Raw genomic sequence first — 25,079 nt, forward strand, 5'->3', positions numbered from 1 at the left:
TTGCTATATGTCACAATTTCTCATATTCCCTCCCCACTACGTATTAGGCCCCGTAGGGTGCGTAAAATCTAGGGAAGGTGCGAATAAGCAGGTCATTTCTTCCAAAGCTGACTCGCTGATTAAAATTTCGCGGATCTGGGCCGATTTTTTTCCCGCAAACACATCGAATCAGCCTATTTAGGCTATTTTTTCCGCCATTTCTGGCGTTATTTCCGGTTTTTAGTGAGATCTCTCCCACTGACGTATCATTTGGTCCACCCGAAACAGGTTGGCCAGGGTGAATAACATCGCCAGTTGGTTATCATTTTTCAGCAGCCCCTTGTATCTGGCTTTCACGAAGCCGAACTGCCGCTTGATGATGCGAAACGGGTGCTCCACCTTGGCACGGATGCTGGCTTTCATGTATTCGATGTTGATGGCCGTTTTGTTCTTGCGCGGATGCTGCTTCAAGGTTTTTACCTTGCCGGGACGCTCGGCGATCAGCCAGTCCACATCCACCTCGGCCAGCTCCTCGCGCTGTGGCGCTCCTTGGTAGCCGGCATCGGCTGAGACAAATTGCTCCTCTCCATGAAGCAGATTACTCAGCTGATTGAGGTCATGCTCGTTGGCCGCGGTGGTGACTAGGCTGTGGGTCAGGCCACTCTTGGCATCGACACCAATGTGGGCCTTCATGCCAAAGTGCCACTGATTGCCTTTCTTGGTCTGATGCATCTCCGGATCGCGTTGCTGCTCTTTGTTCTTGGTAGAGCTGGGTGCCTCAATGATGGTGGCATCCACCAAAGTGCCTTGGGTCATCATGACGCCTGCTTCGGCCAGCCAGCGATTGATGGTCTTGAACAATTGACGGGCCAGTTGATGCTGCTCGAGCAGGTGGCGGAAATTCATGATGGTGGTGCGATCCGGCAGGGCGCTATCCAGGGATAATCGGGCAAACAGGCGCATGGAGGCGATTTCGTACAGGGCATCTTCCATGGCACCGTCGCTCAGGTTGTACCAATGCTGCATGCAGTGAATACGCAGCATGGTCTCCAGCGGATAGGGCCGTCGGCCATTGCCCGCCTTGGGATAAAACGGCTCGATGACAGCGGTCATATTCTGCCATGGCAGAATATGCTCCATGCGGGAGAGGAAAATCTCTTTTCGGGTCTGACGGCGCTTAGTGCTGAATTCACTATCGGCGAAGGTGAGTTGATGGCTCATGATGTCCCTCTGGGATGCGCTCCGGATGAACATGATGATCTCATATCAGGAACTTGTTCGCACCTTCCCTAGGTTTCGCAGGGGCATCCGCTTACGAACGAAATAAATTTACGCAGTTTTACGTCATTAATCGCATTTAAGAAATTTCTTGCATGGTCATTTTCCATAGAAACAATACGTATTAATTTGTTGCTTATTTTCGAAGGGTAATTGTTTCCCTATTTACATATTTATCGCGGAACATGATTTCATTTTTTGACCTGGCGCGGAGAATCGGCGGCCATCATCCTCGAGACTGTGGACAGCAAAAGGACCGTCTCATGCTGGTTGAAAAATGCGCGAATTCGCCGTCAGCGGCTAACGTTATAGTGGCGGCGATCACACTTTTCGCTCATCCCTGCGACTCCTCCCCGCCTAATCCAGGACAGGAGGAGGAAGTCATGCATTCAGCCAGGCACACTACCGCTAATGTTTATGTAAAAAGGATTCGATTTCGCTATGTCACAGCCTACTTTCAATCACGATTCATTCCAGGCTGCCCTGACGCGTCAGTGGCAGCGTTTTGGCCTGCAGGCCGCTTCCGAAATGACGTCTCATCAATGGTGGCAGGCTGTGAGCGGCGCGCTGGCAGAACAGCTGTCGGCGCAACCGGCAGCGAAGCCCGCGAAGGATCAGCGCCACGTGAACTACATTTCGATGGAGTTTCTGATTGGGCGCCTGACCGGCAACAACCTGCTTAACCTGGGCTGGTATGAAGGCGTGAGCGAGGCGCTGAAAGCCTACAACATCAACCTGACCGACCTGCTGGAAGAAGAAACGGACCCGGCGCTCGGCAACGGCGGCCTGGGACGTCTGGCTGCCTGCTTCCTTGACTCAATGGCGACCGTAGGCCAATCGGCCACCGGTTATGGTCTGAACTACCAGTACGGTCTGTTCCGCCAGTCCTTCGATGACGGCCACCAGATGGAAGCGCCGGACGACTGGCAGCGCGGCAGCTATCCGTGGTTCCGCCACAACGCGGCGCTCGACGTGCAGGTCGGGATTGGCGGTAAAGTTGTCAAAGGCGAATGGCAGCCAGCGTTCACCCTCACCGGTGAAGCGTGGGATCTGCCGGTACTGGGCTACCGAAATGGCGTAGCGCAGCCGCTGCGTTTGTGGCAGGCCAAACACGCGCACCCGTTTAACCTGACTAAATTCAATGACGGCGATTTCCTGCGCGCTGAGCAGCAGGGCATTGATGCGGAAAAACTGACGAAGGTGCTGTACCCGAACGACAACCACACCGCGGGTAAAAAACTGCGTCTGATGCAGCAGTACTTCCAGTGCGCCTGCTCGGTAGCCGACATTCTGCGTCGCCATCATCTGGCGGGCCGCAAGCTGCACGAGCTGGCAGATTTTGAAGTGATTCAGCTTAACGACACCCACCCGACGATTGCTATTCCCGAACTGCTGCGCGTGCTGATTGACGAGCACCAGATGAGCTGGGATGACGCCTGGGCGATTACCAGCAAAACGTTCGCCTACACCAACCACACCCTGATGCCGGAAGCGCTGGAGTGCTGGGATGAGAAGCTGGTGAAGGCGCTGCTGCCGCGTCATATGCAGATTATCAAAGAGATCAACGACCGCTTTAAGAAGCTGGTAGATAAAACCTGGCCGGGCGATGAAGCCGTCTGGGCGAAGCTTGCCGTGGTGCACAATAAACAGGTGCGTATGGCCAACATGTGCGTCGTGAGCGGCTTTGCGGTTAACGGCGTCGCGGCGCTGCACTCTGACCTGGTCGTGAAGGACCTGTTCCCGGAATACCATCAGCTGTGGCCGAACCGCTTCCACAACGTGACCAACGGCATTACGCCGCGTCGCTGGATTAAACAGTGCAACCCGCAGCTCGCCGCGCTGCTGGATAAAACGCTGAAGAAAGAGTGGGCGAACGATCTCGATCAGCTGATCAACCTCGAAAAATACGCCGACGACGCGAAATTCCGTCAGCAGTATCGCGACATCAAGCTGGCAAACAAAGAGCGTCTTGTGAAGTTTATTAAGGCGCGTACCGGCATTGAGATTTCCAGCAACGCCATTTTTGATATTCAAATCAAACGTCTGCACGAGTACAAACGCCAGCACCTGAACCTGCTGCACATCCTCGCGCTGTACAAAGAGATTCGCGAAAACCCGCAGATCGACCGCGTACCGCGCGTGTTCCTGTTCGGGGCGAAGGCGGCGCCGGGCTACTATCTGGCGAAGAACATTATCCTGGCGATTAACAAGGTCGCTGAGGCCGTAAACAACGATCCGAAAGTGGGCGACAAGCTCAAAGTGGTATTCCTGCCGGATTACTGCGTATCGGCGGCCGAGATGCTGATCCCGGCGGCGGACGTGTCCGAGCAGATCTCTACTGCCGGTAAAGAAGCCTCCGGCACCGGCAACATGAAGCTGGCGCTCAACGGCGCGCTGACCGTCGGTACCCTGGACGGCGCAAACGTGGAAATCGCCGAGAAAGTGGGCGACGAGAACATCTTCATCTTCGGTCATACCGTCGAGCAGGTGAAAGCGCTCAAGGCCAAAGGCTACGATCCGCTGAAATGGCGTAAAGCCGACAAACTGCTGGATGCAGTGCTCAAAGAGCTGGAGAGCGGCAAGTACAGCGATGGCGACAAGCATACGTTTGACCAGATGCTGCACAGCATCGGCAAGGAAGGCGGTGACCCGTATCTGGTGATGGCCGACTTCGCCGCCTATGTTGAAGCGCAGAAGCAGGTTGACGTGCTCTACCGCGACCAGGAAGCCTGGACCCGCGCCGCCATCCTGAACACCGCGCGCTGCGGCATGTTTAGCTCCGATCGCTCGATTCGCGATTACCAAAAACGTATCTGGCAGGCAAAACGCTAAGGACTGGCCTATGGAAAGCAAACGCCTCGATAATGCCGCGCTGGCGGCGGGTATTAGCCCTGACTATATCAATGCGCACGGCAAGCCGCAGTCTATCGGCGCGGACACGAAACGGCGCTTGCTTGACGCGATGCACCGTCCCGCGACCGATGCGGTCGCGGCGACGCCGATACCGAACGTGATGGTCTGGACGCACGGTAAGAAAATGGCGCTGCCGGTTTCCGGCAGCGGCGAATTCAACTGGATCCTCACCACCGAAGAGGGCAATCAGCACCACGGTAAGGCGGAGGGCGGCAAGAATCTTAGCCTGCCGACGCGCCTGCCGGAGGGGTATCACTCCTTAACGCTGACCCAGGATGACCAGCGCTGGCACTGCCGGGTGATTATTGCGCCCGAGCGCTGCTATGAACCACAGCCGCTGAAAGAAGCGAAAAAGCTGTGGGGCGCCTGCGTGCAGCTGTACACCCTGCGTTCGGAAAAGAACTGGGGCATCGGCGACTTCGGCGACCTGAAGGCGATGCTGCCGGAAGTGGCGAAGCGCGGCGGGGCGTTTATCGGCCTCAACCCGATTCACGCGCTGTACCCGGCAAACCCGGAAAGCGCCAGCCCGTACAGCCCGTCATCGCGCCGCTGGATGAACGTTATCTACATTGACGTGAATGCGGTCGAGGATTTCCGCCTGAGCGAAGAGGCGCAGGCGTGGTGGAAGCTGCCCGCCACTCAGCAGAAACTGAAAGCCGCCCGTGACGTTGAACAGGTGGATTACACCGCCGTAACCGAACTGAAAATGACCGCGCTGCGCATGGCGTGGAAACGTTTTGCACTGCGTAGTGATGAGCAGATGACCGCCTTCCGCTACTTTGTCGACAAAGAGGGCGAAAGCCTGTACTGGCAGGCGGCGTTTGACGCGCTGCACGCTCAGCAGGTGAAGGAAGATAAGCTGCGCTGGGGCTGGCCGGCCTGGCCGAAGGCGTATCAGAATATCGAAAGCCCGGAGGTCCACGCGTTCTGTAAAAAGCACGCCGATGAGGTCGATTTTTACCTCTGGCTGCAGTGGCTGGCCTACACCCAGTTTGCCGAGTGCTGGGAGACCAGCCAGCGCGACGCGATGCCCATTGGCCTCTACCGCGATCTGGCGGTGGGCGTGGCCGAAGGCGGCGCGGAAACCTGGTGCGATCGCGAGCTATACTGCCTGAAGGCCTCCGTCGGCGCGCCGCCGGACATCCTTGGCCCGCTGGGGCAGAACTGGGGCCTGCCGCCGATGGATCCGCATATCATTGCTGCGCGCGCCTACGAACCGTTTATTGAGCTGCTGCGTGCCAACATGAAGAACTGCGGCGCGCTGCGTATCGACCACGTGATGTCCGTGCTGCGCCTGTGGTGGATCCCGTACGGTGAAACCGCCGATCACGGGGCTTATGTGCAGTATCCGGTGGATGCGTTGCTGTCGATTCTGGCACTGGAAAGTAAGCGTCACCGCTGTATGGTGATTGGTGAAGATCTGGGGACGGTGCCGGTTGAAATTGTTGGCAAACTGCGTAAGAGCGGCGTCTACTCGTACAAAGTGCTCTATTTTGAGAACGACAGCGAGAAAACCTTCCGTGCGCCGAAAGCCTATCCGGAACAGTCAATGGCTGTAGCCACGACCCACGACCTGCCAACGCTGCGCGGCTACTGGGAAAGCGGCGATCTGACGCTCGGTAATGAACTGGGTCTCTATCCGGATGCCGACGTGCTGCGCGGGTTGTATCAGGACCGTGAGCGGGCGAAGCAGGGGCTGCTGGACGCGCTGCATAAATACGGTGCGCTGCCTAAGCGCACAGGGCATAAGGCATCGCTGATGTCGATGACGTCAACCCTGAGCCGCGGCATGCAGCGTTATATTGCCGACAGCAACAGCGCGCTGTTGGGCCTGCAGCCGGAAGACTGGCTGCAGATGTCCGCGCCGGTCAACATTCCCGGCACCAGCACCGAGTATCCGAACTGGCGTCGCAAGCTCTCAACCTTGCTGGAAGCGATGTTTGCCGATGAGGGTGTAAATAAGCTGATTAAAGATTTGGATAAGCGCCGGAAAGCGGCAAGCAAGAAGTAGTAACGTAGGCCGGATAAGGCAACGCCGCCATCCGGCAATGCTGCGTGCTGTCGTTGCCTGATGGCGCTACGCTGATCAGGCCTACCAATAAAAATGCCGGGCAAGCCCGGCATTGTTGTATCCAGAGTTTGTGGTATTACACCACCATCCCCAGCAGCAGGCAGCCTACCAGACCGCATACCGAAATAATGGTTTCCAGCATTGACCAGGACTTGATGGTCTCGCCGATGGTCAGGTTAAAGTACTCTTTGAACAGCCAGAAGCCCGGATCGTTCACGTGCGAGAAGATAACGGAACCGGAACCGACCGCGATAACCATCAGCTCCGGGCTTACGCCGGTGGTGGCAATCAGCGGAGCCGCGATGCCGCCTGCGGTAATTGCGGCAACGGTGGCAGAACCCAGTGCGATACGCAGTACGGCGGCGATAGACCACGCCATAAACAGCGGTGAAACGTTGGATTCGTTCATGATGGAGGCGATGTATTTATCAACGCCACTGTCGACCAGCACCTGCTTGAAGGCGCCGCCGCCGCCGATGATCAGCAACATCATGGCAATGATTTTAATCGAGGAGATCAGCGTATCGTTGATGCTGTCCATCGAGCGGCCACGGTTCAGGCCAAAGGTGAAGATAGCAATCAGCACCGCGATCAGCGTCGCCATCACCGGATCGCCGAAGAACTCAGCGGCAGGCAACAGGGCGTGGCCTTTTGGCAGCACCATTTCAGCAATGGCGCGCATGGCCATCAGAATAACCGGAACCAGGGATGTCCAGACGCTGACGCCAAAGGACGGCATCTCTTCTTCGGTAAAGGTTTTTGGGTTGTGCAGACCTTCCGGAATCGGCTTGTCGATGCTTTTCAGGCAGCGGGCGTAAACCGGGCCAGCCAGAATCACCGTTGGGATAGCCAGCAGGGTACCGTACAGCAGGGTTTTACCCATATCGGCATGGAAGATGGTGGCGATAGCGGTCGGACCCGGGTGCGGCGGCAGGAAGCCGTGAGTCACGGACAGTGCGGCAGCCATCGGGACACCGACGTACAGCAGCGGAATACGCGCGTTAGCGGCGATGGTGAACACCAGCGGCAGCAGCAGCACGAAGCCCACTTCATAGAACAGCGCGAAGCCCACGGTGAAGCCGGTCAGTACGACCGCCCACTGGATGTGCTTGCGACCAAATTTATCAATAAGGGTGGTGGCAATACGCTGTGCGCCGCCGCAGTCGGCGAGCATTTTGCCGAGCATAGCGCCGAAGCCCATAATCAGCGCCAGGCTGCCGAGGGTGCCGCCGACGCCATTTTTAATGGAGACGATCACTTTGTCCAGCGGCATACCCTGCATTAAACCGACCGCGAGCGCGACCAGCACCAGAGCGATGAACCCGTTCATTTTGAAACGGATCATCAGCAGTAATAAGAGGATAACCCCGATAGCTACGATGATTAATGGCATAACTTATCCAGCCTTTAATTTGTTATGGGTAACTTCACTGTTGTTGCGACAACGTCCAATTGTCCCTACAGAGGGAATAGGTACTCGTTTCTTCACATCATCGTTATGTTGTGGGCCTGACTTTAAGAATAGCTGGCTATTATTTAACGTGATGATGCTGGAATGGATGATACGGGTAACATAGTGGGGTTGAGAATATCCCCAGGCCTGGAAATGTGAAATATGCGACCTTAGTCAAACTATTCACGGGATTTTTGCAGCGTTGCGAGGTGGCATTTGCGCGGAATGTTGCGCGGTAACATCGAGGAAGGCGTTAAAAATCAGGTAGAAATGCCGAAGTGGAGAATGATTATCGTTAGCAAAAAAAGGCCCGGGAGCGACGAAAACGCCTCACCCAGGCCGCATTGACCGCCATCCGGAGCCGACGTGATATCGCTCCGGCACATGACGGCGTCTGGCCGATAGCTTAGTAGTAGGAGTGCTCGCCGCGCTGGTGCTCGGTGAGATCGCGCACGCCTTTCAGGTCAGGGAACTCGGCCAGCAGCTGTTTCTCAATGCCGTCTTTCAGCGTGACATCGATCATCGAGCAGCCGTTACAGCCGCCGCCAAACTGCAGAATGGCGTAACCGTCGTCGGTGATTTCCATCAGCGACACGCGGCCGCCATGGCCTGCCAGCTGCGGGTTAACCTGCGACTGCAGCATGTATTCCACGCGCTCCATCAGCGGGGCGTCGTCGGACACTTTACGCATTTTGGCGTTTGGCGCTTTCAGCGTCAGCTGGGAGCCCAACTGATCGGTAACGAAATCAATTTCCGCATCTTCCAGATACGGAGCGCTCAGCTCGTCGACATAGGCGGTGAGCTGTTCAAATTTCAGGGCTGTATCACTTGCTTCCACCGCATCCGGCGGGCAGTAAGAAACGCCGCATTCTGCGTTAGGCGTACCAGGGTTAATCACAAATACGCGGATTTGTGTCCCTTCTTCCTGATTTTGCAGAAGTTTGGCAAAGTGCGCTTGCGCAGTATCGGAAATACGGATCATAGCTTTGACCTAATAGTTGACTACTTTAGTTGGTTATAATACGCCCATCGCTGGGGGTCTACAAGGTGCGGCACAGACACCATACCTGAACGCTCGCCGCGCCGTTTTGCAAAAGCAGGCGGGAAATCTCGGCAACGGTACTGCCCGTGGTGACGACATCATCCACAATAACCATATGGCGACCCTGCACCGGTAATTCAAGCTGGAAGGCGTGCTTCAGGTTGTGTTTACGCAGCCTGGCGCTGAGCTGATGCTGCGTGGCAGTGGGGCGAACGCGCGTCATCGCCCGCGACTGATAGCGGAGGCTCAGCCAGCGCGCCAGCGGGCGGCACAGTAGTTCACTTTGATTATAACCTCGCCGCCAGTGGCGGCGCTGCCACAGCGGCACGCTGATGAGCTGCTGTGGGGCGGGCAAATCGCTGCGCTGGCGTACGGCAAGCAGCAGTAGCCGCGCGAGGGCCGGCGCCAGCTCGGCCGTGCCGCTGAATTTAAAACGATGAATCAGCGTGCTCAGCGGCGGGTGGTAATCGCTAATTGCCACCAGACGCTGCCACGGCGGCGGTTTTTGTACACAACGGCCGCACGGCGTATGCGCCGTTGCCGAGGGTAAACCACACTGCGGGCAACGCCCCTGACGGGCAAACAGCGCCCGGGTGCAGCGTGAGCAGATGCCCCATGCCGGCCGCGCCAGCGGCATTTGGCATAGCCAGCACGCGCTGTGGACTGTTAGCATAATCCCTCCTTAAGGCGAAGAAATGAGAACGATAGCTGATGAACGACATCTGGTGGCAAACCACGGGCGAAGGAAATTGTCATCTTGTGCTGCTGCACGGATGGGGGCTGAATGCGCAGGTCTGGGATTGCATTGCGCCGGAATTAAACGCGCACTTTACGCTACACCGGGTCGATCTACCGGGCTACGGACGCAGCGGCGGATTCGGCGCGCTGAGCCTGGAGGATATGGCTGAAAAGGTGCTGGAAAGCGCACCAGAACGCGCTATCTGGCTGGGCTGGAGTCTGGGCGGGCTGGTCGCAAGCCAGGTGGCGTTGCGCCATCCGCAGCGCGTGCAGGCGCTGGTCACCGTGGCCTCGTCCCCGTGCTTTAGCGCTCATGGCGACTGGCCGGGCATCAAGCCGGAGGTCCTGAGCGGCTTCCAGCAGCAGTTGAGCGAAGATTTCCAGCGGACCGTGGAACGTTTCCTGGCGCTGCAAACGTTGGGCACCGAAAGCGCACGTCAGGATGCGCGGGCGCTCAAGCAAACGGTGCTGTCGCTGCCGATGCCGTCATCAGAGGTGCTCAACGGCGGCCTTGAGATCCTCAAAACCGCCGATCTGCGCGAGCCGCTGGCCGCGCTGACCGTGCCGTTCCTGCGCCTGTACGGCCGGCTCGACGGCCTGGTGCCGCGCAGGATCATCCCGCAGCTGGACGCCCTGTGGCCGCAGAGCCAATCGCAGGTGTTTGATAAGGCAGCCCATGCGCCGTTTATCTCGCACCCGCAGGCGTTCTGCGCGCCGCTGCTCGCGCTGAAAACGCAATTGCAGAATTAATTATGTCGCCACGTGGTAAAAAAGATTTTCGTAGCAATACTTAAGCTGTTGCGCAGGTGAAAGTTTCACTCGACGAGCGCAGCGCAAATAACAACCTTAAGGAGAGTAGAACGATGAAACTTGTTACAGGTATTGTTGCATCTCTGGTGATTGGTTCCCTGTCTTTTGGCGCGTTTGCAGCAAAAGAGATTCAAAAGGATGATGTCGCGAAGATGAATTTGACCAAAGTTGGCAATATCACCACCTCGCGTACCACCTCGCCGATGGACGCAAAACGCGATCTGTCGAAGAAAGCGGATGAAATGGGCGGGAAATACTTCGTGGTGATTGCGGGAGAGAAAAACGAGAAAACCGTTCACGCGAATGCGGACGTGTATAAATAAGTTCGGGGTCATTTCGCTCCGGCGCGACGCGTCGCGCCGGAGTTCTGTGCTAACGAAGCGCCCACCACTCTCGTAAGCAGGCTTTCCCTTCCGGGCAGCTTTTGCAGCTGCCGGTCAGACAACCGTCGGGCTCTTCGTTGATTTTCACCACTTTACCCATGGCTTCTAATCGGCTTAGCATGGCGTCGATCAGCGCTTGCGGCGTGTGCAGTTGGGCGCTGAGCTGTGTGGCCTCCATGCGTCCTTGCAGCGCCAGCATATCGCGTACTTCAATCAATGACGCCATCATCGCTCCTTAGTGGCAATCGCCGGTCGGGCTTGAGCAGCATGAGGTCGGCGTTTTACGCGTTGCCAGCAGGGAAACGTCCACACGGCTACGGGCACGGCGCAGCAGACCAATCACCACCACGTTGAACAGAATCACCGCCAGGATGCACACCAGGCTGTAGCGTGGGTGCTGGCTGAAGCTCACCGCCTGGTAGTACAGCGTAGACAGTGAGTAGGCGATGTTCAGACCCCACAGAATGGAGAAGGTCATCCAGCCGCGGCTCGACTCACGGGCAATCGCCCCCATCACCGAGATGCACGGAACATAGAGCAGAACGAAAATCAGGTAGCTGTAGGCTGCTGCCGCGCTGCCGAATTTACTGCTCATCACGCCCATCGCGCCGGTTTCCATCACGCCGTCGCCTTTACTGGCTTCGATTGGGTTAGCCAGTACGCTCAGACTAAAGGTGTCTTTCAGTCCTTGCCAGGTTTCATCTGCTGCGGCGAGCAGCTCTTCACCCAGACTGAACTCCTGTGGGTTAAATTCTTCGTTCTGAATGTTTTCGGCGGTGTAGAGGGTGTTCAGCGTACCGACCACCACTTCTTTCGCCATTGCACCGGTAAACAGACCCACGGTGGCCTGCCAGTTATCATCATGCACGCCAATCGGTTTAAACACCGGGGTGATCGCGCGGCTGACGGAGGCCAGTGCGGAATCGTTGATGTTGTCGACGATTTTACCGCTGAAGGAGAAGCTGTTCAGCGCGCTCAGGAAGATACTGACGATAACGATAACTTTACCTGCACGCAGTACGAAGCCTTTCAGGCGCTGCCAGGTCTGGATAATCAGGCTCTTAATGTGCGGTACGTGGTACACCGGCAGTTCCATCACGAACGGAGACGCTTCGCCGCGCATGATGGTGTATTTGAGCATCAGACCGGTCAGAATGGCGATAACAATACCGAGCACGTACAGGGAGAAGACCACCAGCGCGCCGCCCTGGCCAAAGAAGGCGGCGGCGAAGACGGCGAAGATAGCCAGACGCGCGCCGCAGGACATAAACGGCGCCATCATGATGGTCATCAGGCGTTCACGCGGGGCATCGAGGGTCCGCGCGCCCATAACCGATGGCACGTTACAGCCGAAGCCGACGATCAGCGGCACGAACGATTTACCCGGCAGGCCCAGCGCCTGCATCAGGCGGTCCATGACGAATGCGGCACGGGCCATGTAGCCGGAATCTTCAAGGAAGGAGAGGAACAGGTACATCATGCCGATTTGCGGCACGAGCGGCAGCACGGTGTTGATACCGCCACCAATCCCTTGAGCCAGGAAAACGGTCAGCCAGTCCGGGAAGTGCAGCTGGTACCCAACCCACTGAATACCGTGGATAAAGATAGCAACGGAACCGCCGTCAAAGATGGGCTGCAACGCGCCGCCGATGTTAATCGCCAGCAAGAACATCAGGTACATCACAAACAGGAAAATCGGCAGACCCAGCACGCGGTTGAGGACGATTCTATCCATCGCGGCGGTGAAGCGGCTTGGCTCAGCGGTCAGCGTGTTGCTGACGGCATCGCAGATAGCGGCAATGCTCTGGTAACGCGCATCGGCGATGTGCAACGCCGGGTCATCGAGCTCTTCGCTCAGGTGGGCCAGCGAAACGTCCAGCTTATGCGCGGCGTCACCGGCGTAGGCGCGGCTATAGATATCGCCCTCCAGCATCTGCATGCCCAGCCAGTTGCGCTGGCGTTCAGGAATATCCTGCGCCATTTCTTTCGCCAGATTGCTGGCCTCACGCAGCAGCGGCTGCGGGTAATGCACCAGCTCCAGCGGCTGATTGCCCTGGTGACGGTCGATGGCCATTTTCAACGCTTCAATGCCGCGGGCGCGGGTAGATACCAGCGGAACCACCGGGCAGCCGAGGCGGGCGGAAAGGGCATCAACGTCGATACGAATCTGCTGTTTCTCAGCGATATCGAGCATGTTCAGCGCAACCACGCACGGAATACCCAATTCGAGCAGCTGTAAGGTCAGGTACAGATTACGCTCCAGGTTGGAGGCGTCGACCACGTTAATCAGCAGATCGGCATCGCCGCTGAGAATATAGTGGCAGGCAATCTGTTCATCCAGTGAGGTTTGCGAAGAGATGGTGGTTAGCGAGTAGGTGCCCGGCAGGTCAACCAGCGTGACCTGATGATCGGTGGTGGCGAAGGCCCCTTCTTTACGTTCTACCGTGACCCCTGCCCAGTTGCCCACGCGCTGACGTGCGCCGGTTAACTGATTGAATAATGTTGTCTTGCCGGAATTAGGATTACCAATTAAACCGATGGTTAATTTTTTCATTTTTCAGACTCTTAGTGCCGGGCTGAAGTTATTATGCGACGGACTCTAATTCTATTAACGCGAGATCTTTTTTACGCAGTACCAGGCTAACGCGGCGCGTTTCAATGTGAATGGGGTCACCTAACGGCGCAACGCGAACCACATTAAATGATGAGCCTGGCAACATGCCCAGGGAGAGCAGTTTCTGACGATAAGCGGGGCTAATTTCGCGGGAAAAACCAACAATCTTCCACGCAGTATCCGGTGTAAATTGCATAGAACCTACTTGTAGTATCGCTAGCTGGACGAGGGGGTGCCGCATGCGGTCTGCTGGCTGCAAGGGCATCGTCAACGAATTAAGGTCTAAAAGTACTGTAAATGATGATAATGAGAATGGTTTTTATCATCAATACATAATATGCGATTGGCGATAATTTCGCGCATTATTTGCACTTTTTTTGATATGACTCAAGCAATGCATTGTAGCGACAAATGTATTAAATATTATTTTCTGTTCTTAATGTTTAATTAAGGTTTCATTAGTTAAGAAAATAAAACATGATGAGGCTTATTATTAAAAACCGATATGAAAGTAATAATGGCTAAGGCTCGTCATATATCGAGGAAGGAAAGGTAGGCCTGATAAGCGTAGCGCCATCAGGCACAATGCGAGCACGTTGCCAGATGGCGGCGTACACGCCTTATCCGGCCTACAAACGGATAAGGCGTTTATCGGTTAGCGTTTTTTACCCATGGCTGCGGCTAAGGCGTCCATCATGGCGCTGTTACCGGCTGGCTGAGCGTCACGACCGCGCGGCTTCGCGGCTTTTGCCGCCGGGCGCGCGTTACCCTGAGGGCGTTCGTTACCGCCGCGACGGGCGTTGGTTTCACCCGGCTGCTCGTCCAGACGCATGGTCAGGGCGATACGCTTACGCTGCAGATCGACTTCCAGCACCTTCACCTTCACGATGTCGCCCGCTTTCACAACGGTGTGCGGATCTTCGACAAACTTATCCGCCAGCGAAGAGATATGCACCAGGCCGTCCTGGTGTACACCGATATCAACAAACGCACCAAAGTTGGTGACGTTGGTCACGGCGCCTTCGAGGATCATACCCGGCAGCAGGTCGTTCATGGTTTCGACACCATCGGCGAACTTCGCGGTCTTGAACTCCGGACGCGGGTCGCGGCCCGGTTTTTCCAGCTCTTTGATGATGTCGGTGACGGTCGGTACGCCGAAACGCTCGTCGGTAAACTCTGAGGCCTTCAGGCCGCGCAGCTCGCTGCTGTTGCCCATCAGATCCTTCAGCGCCTGCTGGGTTGCCGCCAGAATACGCTCAACCACCGGATACGCTTCCGGGTGAACGGTAGAGGCGTCCAGCGGGTTATCACCGTGGTTGATGCGCAGGAAGCCCGCGCACTGTTCGAACGCTTTTGGCCCCAGACGGCTTACCTTCAGCAGCTGCTGGCGGTTCTGGAACTGACCGTTTTCGTCACGCCAGGCGACGATGTTCTGCGCCATCATGCGCGTCAGGCCCGCTACGCGGGTCAGCAGCGGCACGGACGCGGTGTTCAGGTCAACGCCGACGGCGTTCACACAGTCTTCTACCACCGCATCCAGCTTACGCGCCAGCTGCGTTTGGCTGACGTCGTGCTGGTACTGGCCGACGCCGATCGATTTCGGGTCGATTTTCACCAGCTCGGCCAGCGGGTCCTGTAAACGACGGGCGATAGAGACCGCGCCGCGCAGGGAAACGTCGAGATCCGGGAACTCCTGCGCCGCCAGCTCGGAGGCGGAGTAGACGGACGCGCCCGCTTCGCTGACGATCACTTTCTGAGCGGTGACTTGCGGGAACTGTTTCTGCACATCAAGGAAGAAGCGCTCGGTTTCTCGTGAGGCAGTACCGTTGCCGATAGCTGCCAGTTCAACGTTGTGTTTTTCACACAGCGCCGCAACGGCAACGGCCGCTTTCGCCGCCTGGCCGGTGTGCGGGTAGATGGTGTCGGTGGCGACCAGTTTGCCGGTGCCGTCAACCACCGCTACCTTCACGCCGGTACGCAGCCCGGGATCGAGGCCCATGGTGGCGCGCAGCCCCGCCGGAGCGGCCATCAGCAGATCGTGCAGGTTACGGGCGAAAACGTTAATGGCTTCGTCTTCGGCGCGCTCGCGCACAGTGCTCATCAGCTCGGTTTCGAGGTGCATCAGCACTTTGATGCGCCAGGTCCAGCTCACCACGCCCTTGCGCCAGCTGTCCGCCGGAGCGTTGTTCAGGCGCAGACCGAGGTGATCGATAATAATTTGTTCGCAGTAGCTCTCTTTCGGCGGCTCATCAAACTGTGGGTCTGCGTTGAGCGAAAGCTGCAGCACGCCTTCGTTACGCCCGCGGAACATGGCCAGTGCACGGTGAGAAGGGGTGGTGGAAATGGGTTCGTGATGGTCGAAATAATCGCGAAATTTCGCGCCTTCCTCTTCCTTGCCGCTGACGACTTTGGCAACCAGATGGGCGTTCTTCCATAGGTAGTCACGCACTTTGGCCAGCAGGCCTGCGTCTTCGGCGAAGCGCTCCATCAGGATATAGCGTGCGCCATCAAGGGCCGCTTTGGTGTCCGCAACGCCCTTATCGGCATCGATAAATTTGGCTGCTTCGGTTTCCGGGTCGTGGGACGGCTCGCTCCACAGCAGGTCCGCCAGCGGCTCAAGGCCCGCTTCAATGGCAATCTGCCCACGGGTGCGGCGCTTTTGTTTGTACGGTAAGTAGAGGTCTTCCAGCTCGGTCTTGTTGAGCGTGCCGTTGATCGCTTTTTCCAGCGACTCGGTGAGTTTGCCCTGTTCGCCGATGGATTTCAGAATGGCCTGACGGCGGTCTTCCAGCTCGCGCAAATACCCCAGTCGGGTTTCCAGATTACGCAGCTGCGTATCATCCAGACCGCCGGTGACTTCCTTACGATAACGTGCAATAAACGGCACGGTGTTCCCTTCATCAAGCAGGCGAACGGCGGCAACCACCTGTTCGGCTCTGGCCTGAAGTTCACCCGCAATAATGCGGCAGAGCGAATCATTCATCATGGCTTGGTTTCACTGTTAGGTCATAAAATCAGGGGACAGTTATACGGATTGACTGGCAAAAATGCCAGTCATCAGCGGGGGCTTCGGATTGTTCCGGCGCTATTTTACGTAGTCGATCGCATTCACGTACCAGCTGGCTTCACCCGCCGGGGTGTTCACCACCGCCAGGTCACCCACCTCTTTTTTCAGCAGCGCGCGGGCCATCGGCGAATCGATGGAGATATAGTCCTTGCGACCAAATATTTCATCGTAGCCAACGATACGAAAACGCTTGATGTCGCCGTCGTCGTTTTCAATCTCGACCCAGGCGCCAAAAAAGACTTTGCCTTCCTGCTGCGGCGAATAATCGACAATCCGCAGATTCTCCAGACATTTGGTTAAATAACGAACGCGGCGGTCAATTTCCCTTAAGCGTTTTTTATTATACTGATAGTCAGCATTTTCACTGCGATCGCCAAGGCTCGCGGCCCAGGTCACTTTTTTCGTTACCTCCGGACGTTCTTCACGCCAGAGATAATCCATCTCTTGTTTGAGCTTTTCGTACCCTTCGCGGGTGATCAACGGTGTTTTCATCTTAAGTGCTTACCTGCTGCCGAGGAACCATTGCGCACAATACGTATTACGTGAGCATACCGACAGAATAAATAATGTGTATTAAGATTCATTGTATACTTAACTCGCTGTTAAATATGCTTTGTAACAATTTAGCCTGGAATTTATACCAGATTTAGCTGGTCGCCAGCGCAGGCTTTTTTGAGAATACATGCGGATAATTGTTGCGAACCTTTGGGAGTAAAAACAATGCAAGAGAATTATAAGATTCTGGTTGTGGATGACGATATGCGCCTGCGCGCGCTGCTGGAGCGTTATCTGACCGAGCAGGGTTTCCAGGTTCGAAGCGTCGCTAACGCCGAACAGATGGACCGACTGCTGACCCGTGAGTCGTTCCACCTGATGGTGTTGGATCTCATGTTGCCAGGCGAAGATGGTCTTTCCATCTGCCGCCGTCTGCGTAGCCAGAGCAACCCGATGCCGATCATTATGGTGACGGCGAAAGGGGAAGAGGTTGACCGTATTGTAGGGCTGGAAATCGGCGCCGACGACTACATTCCGAAGCCGTTCAACCCGCGTGAGCTGCTGGCCCGTATTCGTGCGGTACTGCGTCGTCAGGCGAACGAGCTGCCGGGCGCTCCTTCTCAGGAAGAGGCGGTGATTGCCTTTGGCAAATTCAAGCTAAACCTTGGCACCCGTGAAATGTTCCGTGAAGATGAACCGATGCCGCTGACCAGCGGTGAGTTTGCGGTGTTGAAAGCGCTGGTGAGCCACCCGCGTGAACCGCTGTCACGCGATAAGCTGATGAACCTGGCCCGTGGTCGCGAATACTCTGCGATGGAACGTTCCATCGACGTGCTGATTTCTCGCCTGCGCCGCATGGTGGAAGAGGATCCAGCGCACCCGCGCTATATTCAGACCGTGTGGGGTCTGGGCTACGTCTTCGTCCCGGACGGTTCTAAAGCATGAGGCGACTGCGCTTCTCGCCACGAAGTTCATTTGCCCGCACGTTATTGCTGATTGTCACCCTGCTGTTTGTCAGCCTGGTGACAACCTATCTTGTGGTGCTGAACTTCGCGATTCTGCCCAGTTTGCAGCAGTTTAATAAGGTTTTAGCCTACGAAGTCCGTATGCTGATGACCGATAAGCTGCAGCTGGAGGACGGCACGCAGCTCGTTGTGCCGCCGGCGTTTCGCCGCGAGATTTATCGTGAGTTGGGCATTTCGCTCTATTCCGATGAAGCCGCAGAAGAGGCAGGCCTGCGCTGGGCGCAGCACTACGAGTTTCTGAGCCAGCAGATGGCCCAGCAGCTCGGCGGGCCGACCGAAGTGCGCGTGGAAGTGAATAAAAGTTCGCCTGTTGTCTGGCTGAAGACCTGGCTGTCACCCAACATCTGGGTGCGCGTACCGCTGACCGAAATCCATCAGGGGGACTTCTCCCCGCTCTTCCGTTATACCCTGGCGATTATGCTGCTGGCGATAGGCGGCGCGTGGCTGTTTATCCGTATCCAGAACCGACCGCTGGTCGACCTGGAGCACGCGGCGCTTCAGGTCGGTAAAGGGATTATTCCACCACCGTTGCGCGAGTATGGCGCGTCGGAGGTGCGTTCGGTGACCCGAGCCTTCAACCACATGGCGGCGGGCGTCAAGCAGCTTTCGGACGACCGCACGCTGCTGATGGCCGGGGTCAGCCACGACCTGCGTACGCCGCTGACGCGTATTCGTCTGGCGACAGAGATGATGGGCGAGCAGGACGGCTATCTGGCGGAATCGATTAATAAAGACATTGAAGAGTGCAATGCCATCATTGAGCAGTTTATTGATTATTTGCGCACCGGTCAGGAAATGCCGTTGGAGTGTATCGATCTCAATACCGTGCTCGGTGAGGTGATCGCCGCAGAAAGCGGCTACGAGCGTGAAATAGAGACCAACCTGCTGGAAGGGGATATTCCGGTACGCGTGCACCCGCTGTCCATCAAGCGCGCGCTGGCCAATATGGTGGTGAACGCCGCGCGCTACGGCAACGGCTGGATTAAAGTCAGCAGCGGCCGTGAAGCGCATCGCGCCTGGTTCCAGGTGGAGGACGACGGCCCGGGTATCAAGCCTGAGCAGCGTAAGCATCTGTTCCAGCCGTTCGTGCGTGGCGACAGCGCGCGAACCATCAGCGGAACGGGGCTAGGATTGGCTATCGTGCAGCGTATTATCGATAACCACAACGGGCTGCTGGAGCTGGATACCAGCGAACGCGGTGGGTTGCTGATACGCGCGTGGCTGCCGATACCGGCAAACCGCATGCCGGGGCCGACGAAAGAGAGCTAAAAAAAACGCTGGGGGAAACCCGGCGGTTTTTGTTTCGCGACCCCATATTGTAGGCCTGATAAGCGCAGCCCATCAGGCACGGTGTGGCTTGGTGCCGGATAGCGGTGTAAACACCTTATCCGGCCACAAACGGCACCGGGCATTAGCCTGAACTACAGCTTTGGCCCTGCGCTCACCAGCGCTGCGCCTGCAGGAGTGTCGGTGTACTTCTCAAAGTTCTCTTTGAACAGCTTAGCCAGCGTTTCGGCTTTTTCCTGCCATTGCTCCGGCGAACCGTAGGTGTTGCGCGGATCGAGGATGTGAGTATCCACGCCCGGCAGCGCGGTTGGGATCTGCAGGTTAAACAGCGGCAGAGTGAAGGTTTCCGCTTCGTCCAGCGAGCCGTCGAGGATGGCGTCGATAATGGCGCGCGTATTCTGAATAGAAATACGTTTGCCGGTGCCGTTCCAGCCGGTATTCACCAGGTAAGCCTGAGCGCCTGCAGCCTGCATACGTTTCACCAGCACTTCAGCGTACTGCGTCGGGTGCAGCGACAGGAATGCTGCGCCGAAGCAGGCAGAGAAGGTTGGGGTGGGCTCGGTAACGCCGCGCTCAGTGCCTGCCAGCTTGGCCGTAAAGCCGGAAAGGAAGTGATACTGCGTCTGGTCCGCGGTGAGGCGTGATACTGGCGGCAGCACGCCGAAAGCATCAGCGGTCAGGAAGATAACCTTGGTCGCATGGCCCGCTTTTGACACCGGCTTCACGATATTGTCGATGTGGTAAATCGGGTACGACACGCGGGTGTTTTCGGTTTTTGAGCCGTCATCGAAATCAATGCTGCCATCGGCGCGTACCACCACGTTTTCCAGCAGCGCATCACGACGAATGGCGTGATAGATATCCGGCTCCGCCGCTTCCGACAGCTTAATGGTCTTGGCGTAGCAGCCGCCCTCAAAGTTAAACACGCCGTCATCGTCCCAGCCGTGTTCGTCATCGCCAATCAGGCGACGTTTCGGATCGGTAGAGAGGGTGGTTTTACCGGTGCCGGACAGGCCGAAGAACACCGCTACGTCACCTTTTTCGCCGACGTTAGCGGAACAGTGCATGGAGGCGATGCCCTGCAGCGGCAGCAGGTAGTTCATGATCGAGAACATCCCTTTCTTCATTTCGCCGCCATACCAGGTGCCGCCAATCAGCTGGATACGCTCTGTCAGGTTAAATGCGACAAAGTTTTCCGAGTTGAGGCCCTGCTCTTTCCACTGTGGGTTAGTGCATTTAGCGCCGTTCATGACGATAAAGTCGGGCTTAAACGTCTTCAGCTCTTCGTCGGTTGGGCGAATAAACATGTTCTTGACGAAGTGCGCCTGCCAGGCCACTTCGGTGATGAAACGCACGGACAGGCGGGTGTCTTCGTTCGCGCCGCAGAACGCGTCAACGATAAACAGGCGCTTGCCGGATAGCTGATTGGAAACTAAACCTTTCAGGTGTTGCCAAATTTCAGGAGAGAGAGGTTTATTGTCATTTTTCCCGTTGCCCTTATCAGACCACCATACCGTATCGCGGGTGGTGTCATCGCGGACGATATATTTGTCCTTCGGGGAACGGCCGGTAAAGATACCGGTGTCGACAGAAATGGCTCCCAGGTTCGTCAGTACACCACGCTCATAACCTTCCAGGTTAGGATCGAGTTCTTCTCGATACAATGTATCGTAATCGGGGTTGTAGACGATATCCTGTACGTCGTTAATACCATAAGCCTTGAGGTCCTGCGGGGTTATACCGTTGCGCATTTCACTGCTCCTTAGCCAATATGTACTACCATAAATTCTATGGGTATTTTAGGGGGGTTGACCGCGACCAGGCTCATAGATTTACGTATCCCGACAAACGTCTTACTTACGAAAACATTGTGACTCCTGTCACGAAGCGTCAGGGATTATGACAGGAAACACCGCATATTTGGCGCGAATGTTCTCAAATGGTTACAAAATGGTTTAAATGACGGTGTAAATGTGAATCGAATCGCATTTATGAAAGAAAATTACGTAATGCTTTCAGGACAAAAATCGATTCACCTCGCTGAGCTGTTTTCCGAATTTTTTGCCTTTTGAATCGATTTCTAAGATGTGATGCGATAATGACGCACTCTACTGATATCGGATAGCAACATGGATAACGTTGAACTCTCTCGTCCCACCCGATGGGGAATGGTGGCAACCGGCCTGGTTCAGGGGCTGGTGTGCTATCTGCTGATGACCTGGCTTGCGCCAATAAACAGCGGCTGGATGTTTTATGGGATGCCCGCGACCCTTGCCTTCTCTTCGGCACTGCTTTTTTCCGTCACCTCGTTTAAACAGGCGCGCTTATGGTGCTGGCTGGCGATTATTTTTATCGCCGTGTTGGCGATGAGCGGCTGGCAAAAGTGGCTGATGGCCGGAATGGAAGGCTGGAAAGCCAGCAGCGTGCTCTGGGCTTTTAGCTGCTACCTGTTGCTGATGGTGCTGATGCTGTTGCCGTGGATGCAGCAGCAGCTTAATCCGCGGCAGGAAGGGGGGCGTTACGCGCGGTTTTACCATCTGATGTGGCATAACGCGTTAACGCTGTTAGTGATTGTTATCGCCAACGGCCTGGTGTGGCTGGTGCTACTGCTCTGGAGTGAGCTGTTCAGGCTGGTGGGGATCGCTTTTTTCCATACGCTCTTTTTTGATACCGACTGGTTTATTTATCTCACTATCGGGCTGATTACCGCCCTGTCGGTGATCCTGGCGCGTACGCAGTTCCGCTTGATTGCCGCTATCCAAAAGCTGCTGACGCTGATTGCCACCGGCTTGCTGCCGTTGGTATCGCTGCTGACGCTGCTGTTTATCGTTACGCTGCCGTTTACCGGGGTAGCGTCGATTTCCCGCCACGTCTCCGCTGCCGGTTTACTCTCTTCATTGACGCTGATTCTCCTGCTGCTGATGGCGATTGTCCGCGATCCGCAAAAAGCATCGTTGCCCTATGCGGGCGTGCTGCGCTGTTTGATTAAAACCTCGCTGCTGGTGGCACCCGTTTATGTCCTGATTGCCGGATGGGCGCTGTGGGTGCGCGTGGCGCAGCATGGCTGGACGGCGGAGCGTCTGCACGGCGTGCTGGTGGTTGTGGTGCTGCTGGTATGGTCTGTTGGTTATCTGCTGAGTATCGTTCGGCGCAAGGCGATAAACCCTTTGTTGCTTCAGGGGAAAGTGAATCAGGCGCTGTCGCTGCTGGTGCTCGTCGTGCTTATGCTACTGAATTCGCCGGTACTGGATAGCTGGCGAATCAGCGTGAATAGCCAGATGGCGCGTTATCACAGCGGTAAAATTAAGCCTGACGATCTGACGTTGCACATGCTGGTGAACAGCGGTCGTTATGGACGGGAGGCCCTGACGTCGCTGAAAGACGATGCGGAATTTATGAAAGACAGGAACCATAAGCGCTACCTGAATAATCTTTTAGAAGGCGAGCGGAAAAATACGGATTCACTCACTGCAGAAACGCTGGCGGAGAAGGCGTGGATCGCGCCCGGCACGGATAAACCGGATATTGCCTTCTGGCAGGTTGTTCTTAAGGAACGCTACATTCTGGCAAGCTGTGCGGAGAAAAATGCCTGCATGCTGGTCGCGCAGGATCTGAATAACGATGGTCTCAAGGAGCGGATCTTTTTGGTGTTTGAGGACAATTCTGGCGCGATCTATACCTACGATCCTGCGAAGAAAGGATGGGAGCGTCAGGGGTATATTCGGTTACCTCAAACGCTAACGCCGCAGACGGTTATGCGTGCCGTAGAGGAGGGTAAGCTGTCGTCGAAGCCAAAAGTGTGGCGGGATCTGGTTATTGGCGATCAAACGCTGGAAACTCGCTAAATTGCCACCTGGCAACGCCTGATGGCGCTACGCTTATCAGGCCTACAGATCCCCAGTAGGCCGGATAAGGCGAAGCCGCCATCCGGCGCTGTTTTTAATGCACCTGCGGATCTGCCGGAGAGGCGTCATTACGGATTTCGGCGATATCCATCGCGTTGAAGACGTAGTGGCTACCACAGTAGTCGCAGTGCATATCGATCTCGCCTTCTTCTTCCAGAATGCTGTTGATCTCTTCATCCGGCAGCGTTTTCAGCGCGCCAGCACAGCGTTCGCGAGAACAGGTGCACTTGAACTCGACGCCCTGCGGATCGTACAGCGTGACTTCTTCTTCGTGGTACAAACGCCACAGCACATCGTTCGCCGGCAGCGTGAACAGCTCTTCGGCTTTAATGGTGTCGGTCAGCGCCGCCAGGTGTTCAAAATCTTCCGCCTGCGCGTTCTGCGCTGGCATCACCTGCAGCAGCATACCGCCTGCGGCCGGCTTACCTTCAGACTCGCCGGTACGGATGATCAGGCGTGTCGGCAGCTGCTCGGAACGCTGGAAGTAATCTTCCAGACACGCCGCCAGCGTATCGCCTTCCAGACCCACCACGCCCTGATAACGTTCGCCTTCGGCCGGGGTGATGGTAATCACCAGGTAGCCGTTGCCGATCAGCGTTTTCAGGTCAGCATCCGCCGGAATCTCGCCCTGCACGCGCGCGACGCCGCGCAGCTGCTGGTGGTTATTACCGTTGATCACCGCCAGCGTCATCGGACCGTCGCCCTGCAGCTGCACGGTAATGTCGCCTTCAAACTTCAGCGTTGCGGTCAGCAGGCTGGTTGCCACCAGCAGTTCCGCCAGCACGTTTTTGACCGGCTGCGGATAGCTGTGGCCTGCCAGGATCTGTTCGAGCGTCTCGGATACGGTGACCAGTTCGCCACGTACGGCATAGTTTTCAAACAGATAGCGATGTAATTGATCGTGTTGAGTCATAATTTTCTCTCTTGAGGCGGCAGTCATTCGCTGTCACCGTATTTAAATCTCATCAGGTCGCGCCGCTCTTTTTTATCCGGGCGTCGGTCCGGATGCGGCATCGTCAGCGCGTTGAGCTTGCGCGCCAGCGCGACTTTTTCGCGCTTCTCAATACTCTCTGCCGTCTCTTCGTACAGGTTGACGGCTTCCGTCGCCGGACGTCGCTGCTCGGTGATGGCTTTCACGACCACGGTGCGTTCGTCATTTCCCTGGCGCAGCGTCAGCTGGGCGTTCAGTTCGACAACTTTACTGGGCTTGGAGCGCTGCCCGTTATAGTGAACCTTACCGCCTTCAATCATCTCTCGTGCCAGCGCGCGGGTTTTGTAAAAACGCGCAGCCCACAGCCACTTATCCAGCCTGACGCCGTCGGTGGATTTCTCTTTCATTGTCACTCCTTCACGTGCAGTGAGGGGATCAGATGACGATAATCGTTAAGTGCGGGATGACGCAGATACGCTTTATCCGCCATACCCGAGTCGGGGTTGGTGACGCCGAGGCAGTAGCGGATACCAAAGCGTGCGGCGGCATCCAGAATCGGCTCGCTGTCATCGATAAACAGCGTGCGTTCGGCCTCCAGGCCCGTCCGTTCTGTCACCGCTTGCCATAACCGCTGATCCTCTTTCGGATAACCAAATGTATGGGTGGAAAGTAATAAATCAAGGTGTGCGTCGAGGCCCGTGTGTTTCAGCTTCACCGCCAGGTTGTGCGGATGGGCGTTGGTCAGCAAAATGCGGCGTTTACCGCTGGCCTTCAGCGCATTGAGGAAGGGAACGGTGTCATCGCGCAGCGCCGCGCGCGGGCCCTGTTCACTGGTCATCGCGCAAATATCGAGACCCAGCCGTTCGCTCCAGTAGTCCAGACAGTACCAGTTTAGCGTATGTTGCACCGCGTGGTACTCCTGGCGAATAGCGTCCTGTGCTGCCTGCGGGCTGATCCCCAGCTTCGCGCCGTAGGTTTCCGGCACCAGCTTTTGCCAGAAATAGTTGTCGAAGGCGAGGTCGAGAAGCGTGCCATCCATGTCCAGAAGGACGGTATCTACCTCCTGCCAGGCGATATCAAAATGCATG

The 25,079-nt window shown here is 56.3% G+C and carries 20 protein-coding genes; 7 read left to right on the plus strand and 13 right to left on the minus strand.

Translation table 11 applies throughout. The features are described 5' to 3' along the window. Positions 1-219 precede the first annotated feature (219 nt). Positions 220-1,200, minus strand: a complete 981-nt coding sequence (locus tag H7R76_RS01915) for an IS5-like element ISKpn26 family transposase (RefSeq protein ID WP_182930037.1) — start codon at positions 1,198-1,200, stop codon at positions 220-222. Between the two features lie 498 nt (positions 1,201-1,698). On the opposite strand from H7R76_RS01915, the gene malP reads away from it, so the two are divergent. Both malP and malQ read left to right on the plus strand, forming a co-directional pair. Beyond that, entirely contained in the window at positions 1,699-4,089 is a 2,391-nt protein-coding gene (malP, locus tag H7R76_RS01920; protein WP_182966848.1) for a maltodextrin phosphorylase, read from the plus strand. Positions 4,090-4,099: 10 nt separating this feature from the next. Continuing rightward, the gene (gene malQ, locus H7R76_RS01925; RefSeq protein WP_182966850.1) at positions 4,100-6,181 is read left to right on the plus strand and encodes a 4-alpha-glucanotransferase; all 2,082 of its coding nucleotides are present in this window, start codon (positions 4,100-4,102) and stop codon (positions 6,179-6,181) included. 136 nt (positions 6,182-6,317) lie between these two features. Here malQ and gntT read toward each other — a convergent pair whose 3' ends face one another. The 3 genes from gntT to gntX all read right to left on the minus strand — a co-directional run bounded on the left by gntT (position 6,318) and on the right by gntX (position 9,409). Beyond that, positions 6,318-7,634, minus strand: coding sequence for a gluconate transporter (gene gntT, locus H7R76_RS01930; RefSeq protein ID WP_106925114.1), 1,317 nt, complete (start codon positions 7,632-7,634; stop codon positions 6,318-6,320). Positions 7,635-8,100: 466 nt separating this feature from the next. Next, positions 8,101-8,676 (minus strand): Fe-S biogenesis protein NfuA, encoded by a 576-nt coding sequence (gene nfuA, locus H7R76_RS01935; protein ID WP_106925116.1) that lies wholly within the window; start codon positions 8,674-8,676, stop codon positions 8,101-8,103. 58 nt (positions 8,677-8,734) lie between these two features. Continuing rightward, positions 8,735-9,409, minus strand: a complete 675-nt coding sequence (gene gntX / locus H7R76_RS01940) for a DNA utilization protein GntX (protein WP_182966852.1) — start codon at positions 9,407-9,409, stop codon at positions 8,735-8,737. A 38-nt stretch (positions 9,410-9,447) separates the two neighbouring features. Here gntX and bioH point away from each other — a divergent pair, with 38 nt between their 5' ends. Together bioH and H7R76_RS01950 are read left to right on the plus strand one after the other, a co-directional pair. Then, a complete protein-coding gene (gene bioH / locus H7R76_RS01945) occupies positions 9,448-10,224 on the plus strand; it encodes a pimeloyl-ACP methyl ester esterase BioH (RefSeq protein ID WP_182966854.1) in 777 nt (258 codons plus the stop codon). A gap of 113 nt (positions 10,225-10,337) precedes the next feature. Then, a complete protein-coding gene (locus H7R76_RS01950; RefSeq protein WP_106925119.1) occupies positions 10,338-10,607 on the plus strand; it encodes a YdgH/BhsA/McbA-like domain containing protein in 270 nt (89 codons plus the stop codon). 49 nt (positions 10,608-10,656) lie between these two features. Here the strand turns inward: H7R76_RS01950 and feoC are convergent, their stop codons facing one another. The 5 genes from feoC to greB all read right to left on the minus strand — a co-directional run bounded on the left by feoC (position 10,657) and on the right by greB (position 16,840). After that, positions 10,657-10,893, minus strand: coding sequence for a [Fe-S]-dependent transcriptional repressor FeoC (gene feoC / locus H7R76_RS01955; RefSeq protein WP_106925120.1), 237 nt, complete (start codon positions 10,891-10,893; stop codon positions 10,657-10,659). Between the two features lie 9 nt (positions 10,894-10,902). Continuing rightward, positions 10,903-13,221, minus strand: a complete 2,319-nt coding sequence (gene feoB, locus H7R76_RS01960) for a Fe(2+) transporter permease subunit FeoB (protein ID WP_182966856.1) — start codon at positions 13,219-13,221, stop codon at positions 10,903-10,905. A 31-nt stretch (positions 13,222-13,252) separates the two neighbouring features. Then, on the minus strand, positions 13,253-13,477 hold the full coding sequence (gene feoA, locus H7R76_RS01965) for a ferrous iron transporter A (protein WP_106925193.1): 225 nt from the start codon (positions 13,475-13,477) through the stop codon (positions 13,253-13,255). 459 nt (positions 13,478-13,936) lie between these two features. Beyond that, a complete protein-coding gene (locus tag H7R76_RS01970; RefSeq protein ID WP_182966858.1) occupies positions 13,937-16,267 on the minus strand; it encodes a Tex family protein in 2,331 nt (776 codons plus the stop codon). 99 nt (positions 16,268-16,366) lie between these two features. Continuing rightward, positions 16,367-16,840: a transcription elongation factor GreB gene (gene greB, locus H7R76_RS01975; RefSeq protein ID WP_106925123.1), complete on the minus strand. Its 474-nt coding sequence runs from the start codon at positions 16,838-16,840 to the stop codon at positions 16,367-16,369. A gap of 228 nt (positions 16,841-17,068) precedes the next feature. On the opposite strand from greB, the gene ompR reads away from it, so the two are divergent. Together ompR and envZ are read left to right on the plus strand one after the other, a co-directional pair. Continuing rightward, positions 17,069-17,788 (plus strand): osmolarity response regulator transcription factor OmpR, encoded by a 720-nt coding sequence (gene ompR / locus H7R76_RS01980; RefSeq protein WP_182966860.1) that lies wholly within the window; start codon positions 17,069-17,071, stop codon positions 17,786-17,788. Next, entirely contained in the window at positions 17,785-19,137 is a 1,353-nt protein-coding gene (envZ, locus tag H7R76_RS01985) for a two-component system sensor histidine kinase EnvZ (RefSeq protein ID WP_106925124.1), read from the plus strand. The genes ompR and envZ overlap by 4 nt, the downstream gene beginning before the upstream one ends. Before the next feature lie 152 nt (positions 19,138-19,289). Here envZ and pckA read toward each other — a convergent pair whose 3' ends face one another. Continuing rightward, positions 19,290-20,906 (minus strand): phosphoenolpyruvate carboxykinase (ATP), encoded by a 1,617-nt coding sequence (gene pckA, locus H7R76_RS01990; protein ID WP_106925125.1) that lies wholly within the window; start codon positions 20,904-20,906, stop codon positions 19,290-19,292. 378 nt (positions 20,907-21,284) lie between these two features. Between pckA and H7R76_RS01995 the strand changes: the two genes are divergently transcribed. Further along, complete coding sequence (locus H7R76_RS01995) at positions 21,285-23,000, plus strand: DUF4153 domain-containing protein (protein WP_182966863.1); 1,716 nt, start codon at positions 21,285-21,287, stop codon at positions 22,998-23,000. A 94-nt stretch (positions 23,001-23,094) separates the two neighbouring features. Here H7R76_RS01995 and hslO read toward each other — a convergent pair whose 3' ends face one another. Genes hslO through yrfG form a run of 3 tightly spaced genes read right to left on the minus strand, consistent with a single transcriptional unit; the run spans position 23,095 to position 25,078 of the window. Then, positions 23,095-23,973, minus strand: coding sequence for an Hsp33 family molecular chaperone HslO (gene hslO / locus H7R76_RS02000; protein ID WP_182966865.1), 879 nt, complete (start codon positions 23,971-23,973; stop codon positions 23,095-23,097). 23 nt (positions 23,974-23,996) lie between these two features. Continuing rightward, positions 23,997-24,398 (minus strand): ribosome-associated heat shock protein Hsp15, encoded by a 402-nt coding sequence (hslR, locus tag H7R76_RS02005; protein WP_106925127.1) that lies wholly within the window; start codon positions 24,396-24,398, stop codon positions 23,997-23,999. A 2-nt stretch (positions 24,399-24,400) separates the two neighbouring features. Beyond that, positions 24,401-25,078 (minus strand): GMP/IMP nucleotidase, encoded by a 678-nt coding sequence (gene yrfG, locus H7R76_RS02010; protein WP_106925128.1) that lies wholly within the window; start codon positions 25,076-25,078, stop codon positions 24,401-24,403. Position 25,079 lies beyond the last annotated feature (1 nt).

It is taken from the genome of Klebsiella sp. WP8-S18-ESBL-06 (genome assembly GCF_014169755.1).
GTDB classification, from domain to species: domain Bacteria; phylum Pseudomonadota; class Gammaproteobacteria; order Enterobacterales; family Enterobacteriaceae; genus Kluyvera; species Kluyvera ascorbata_B.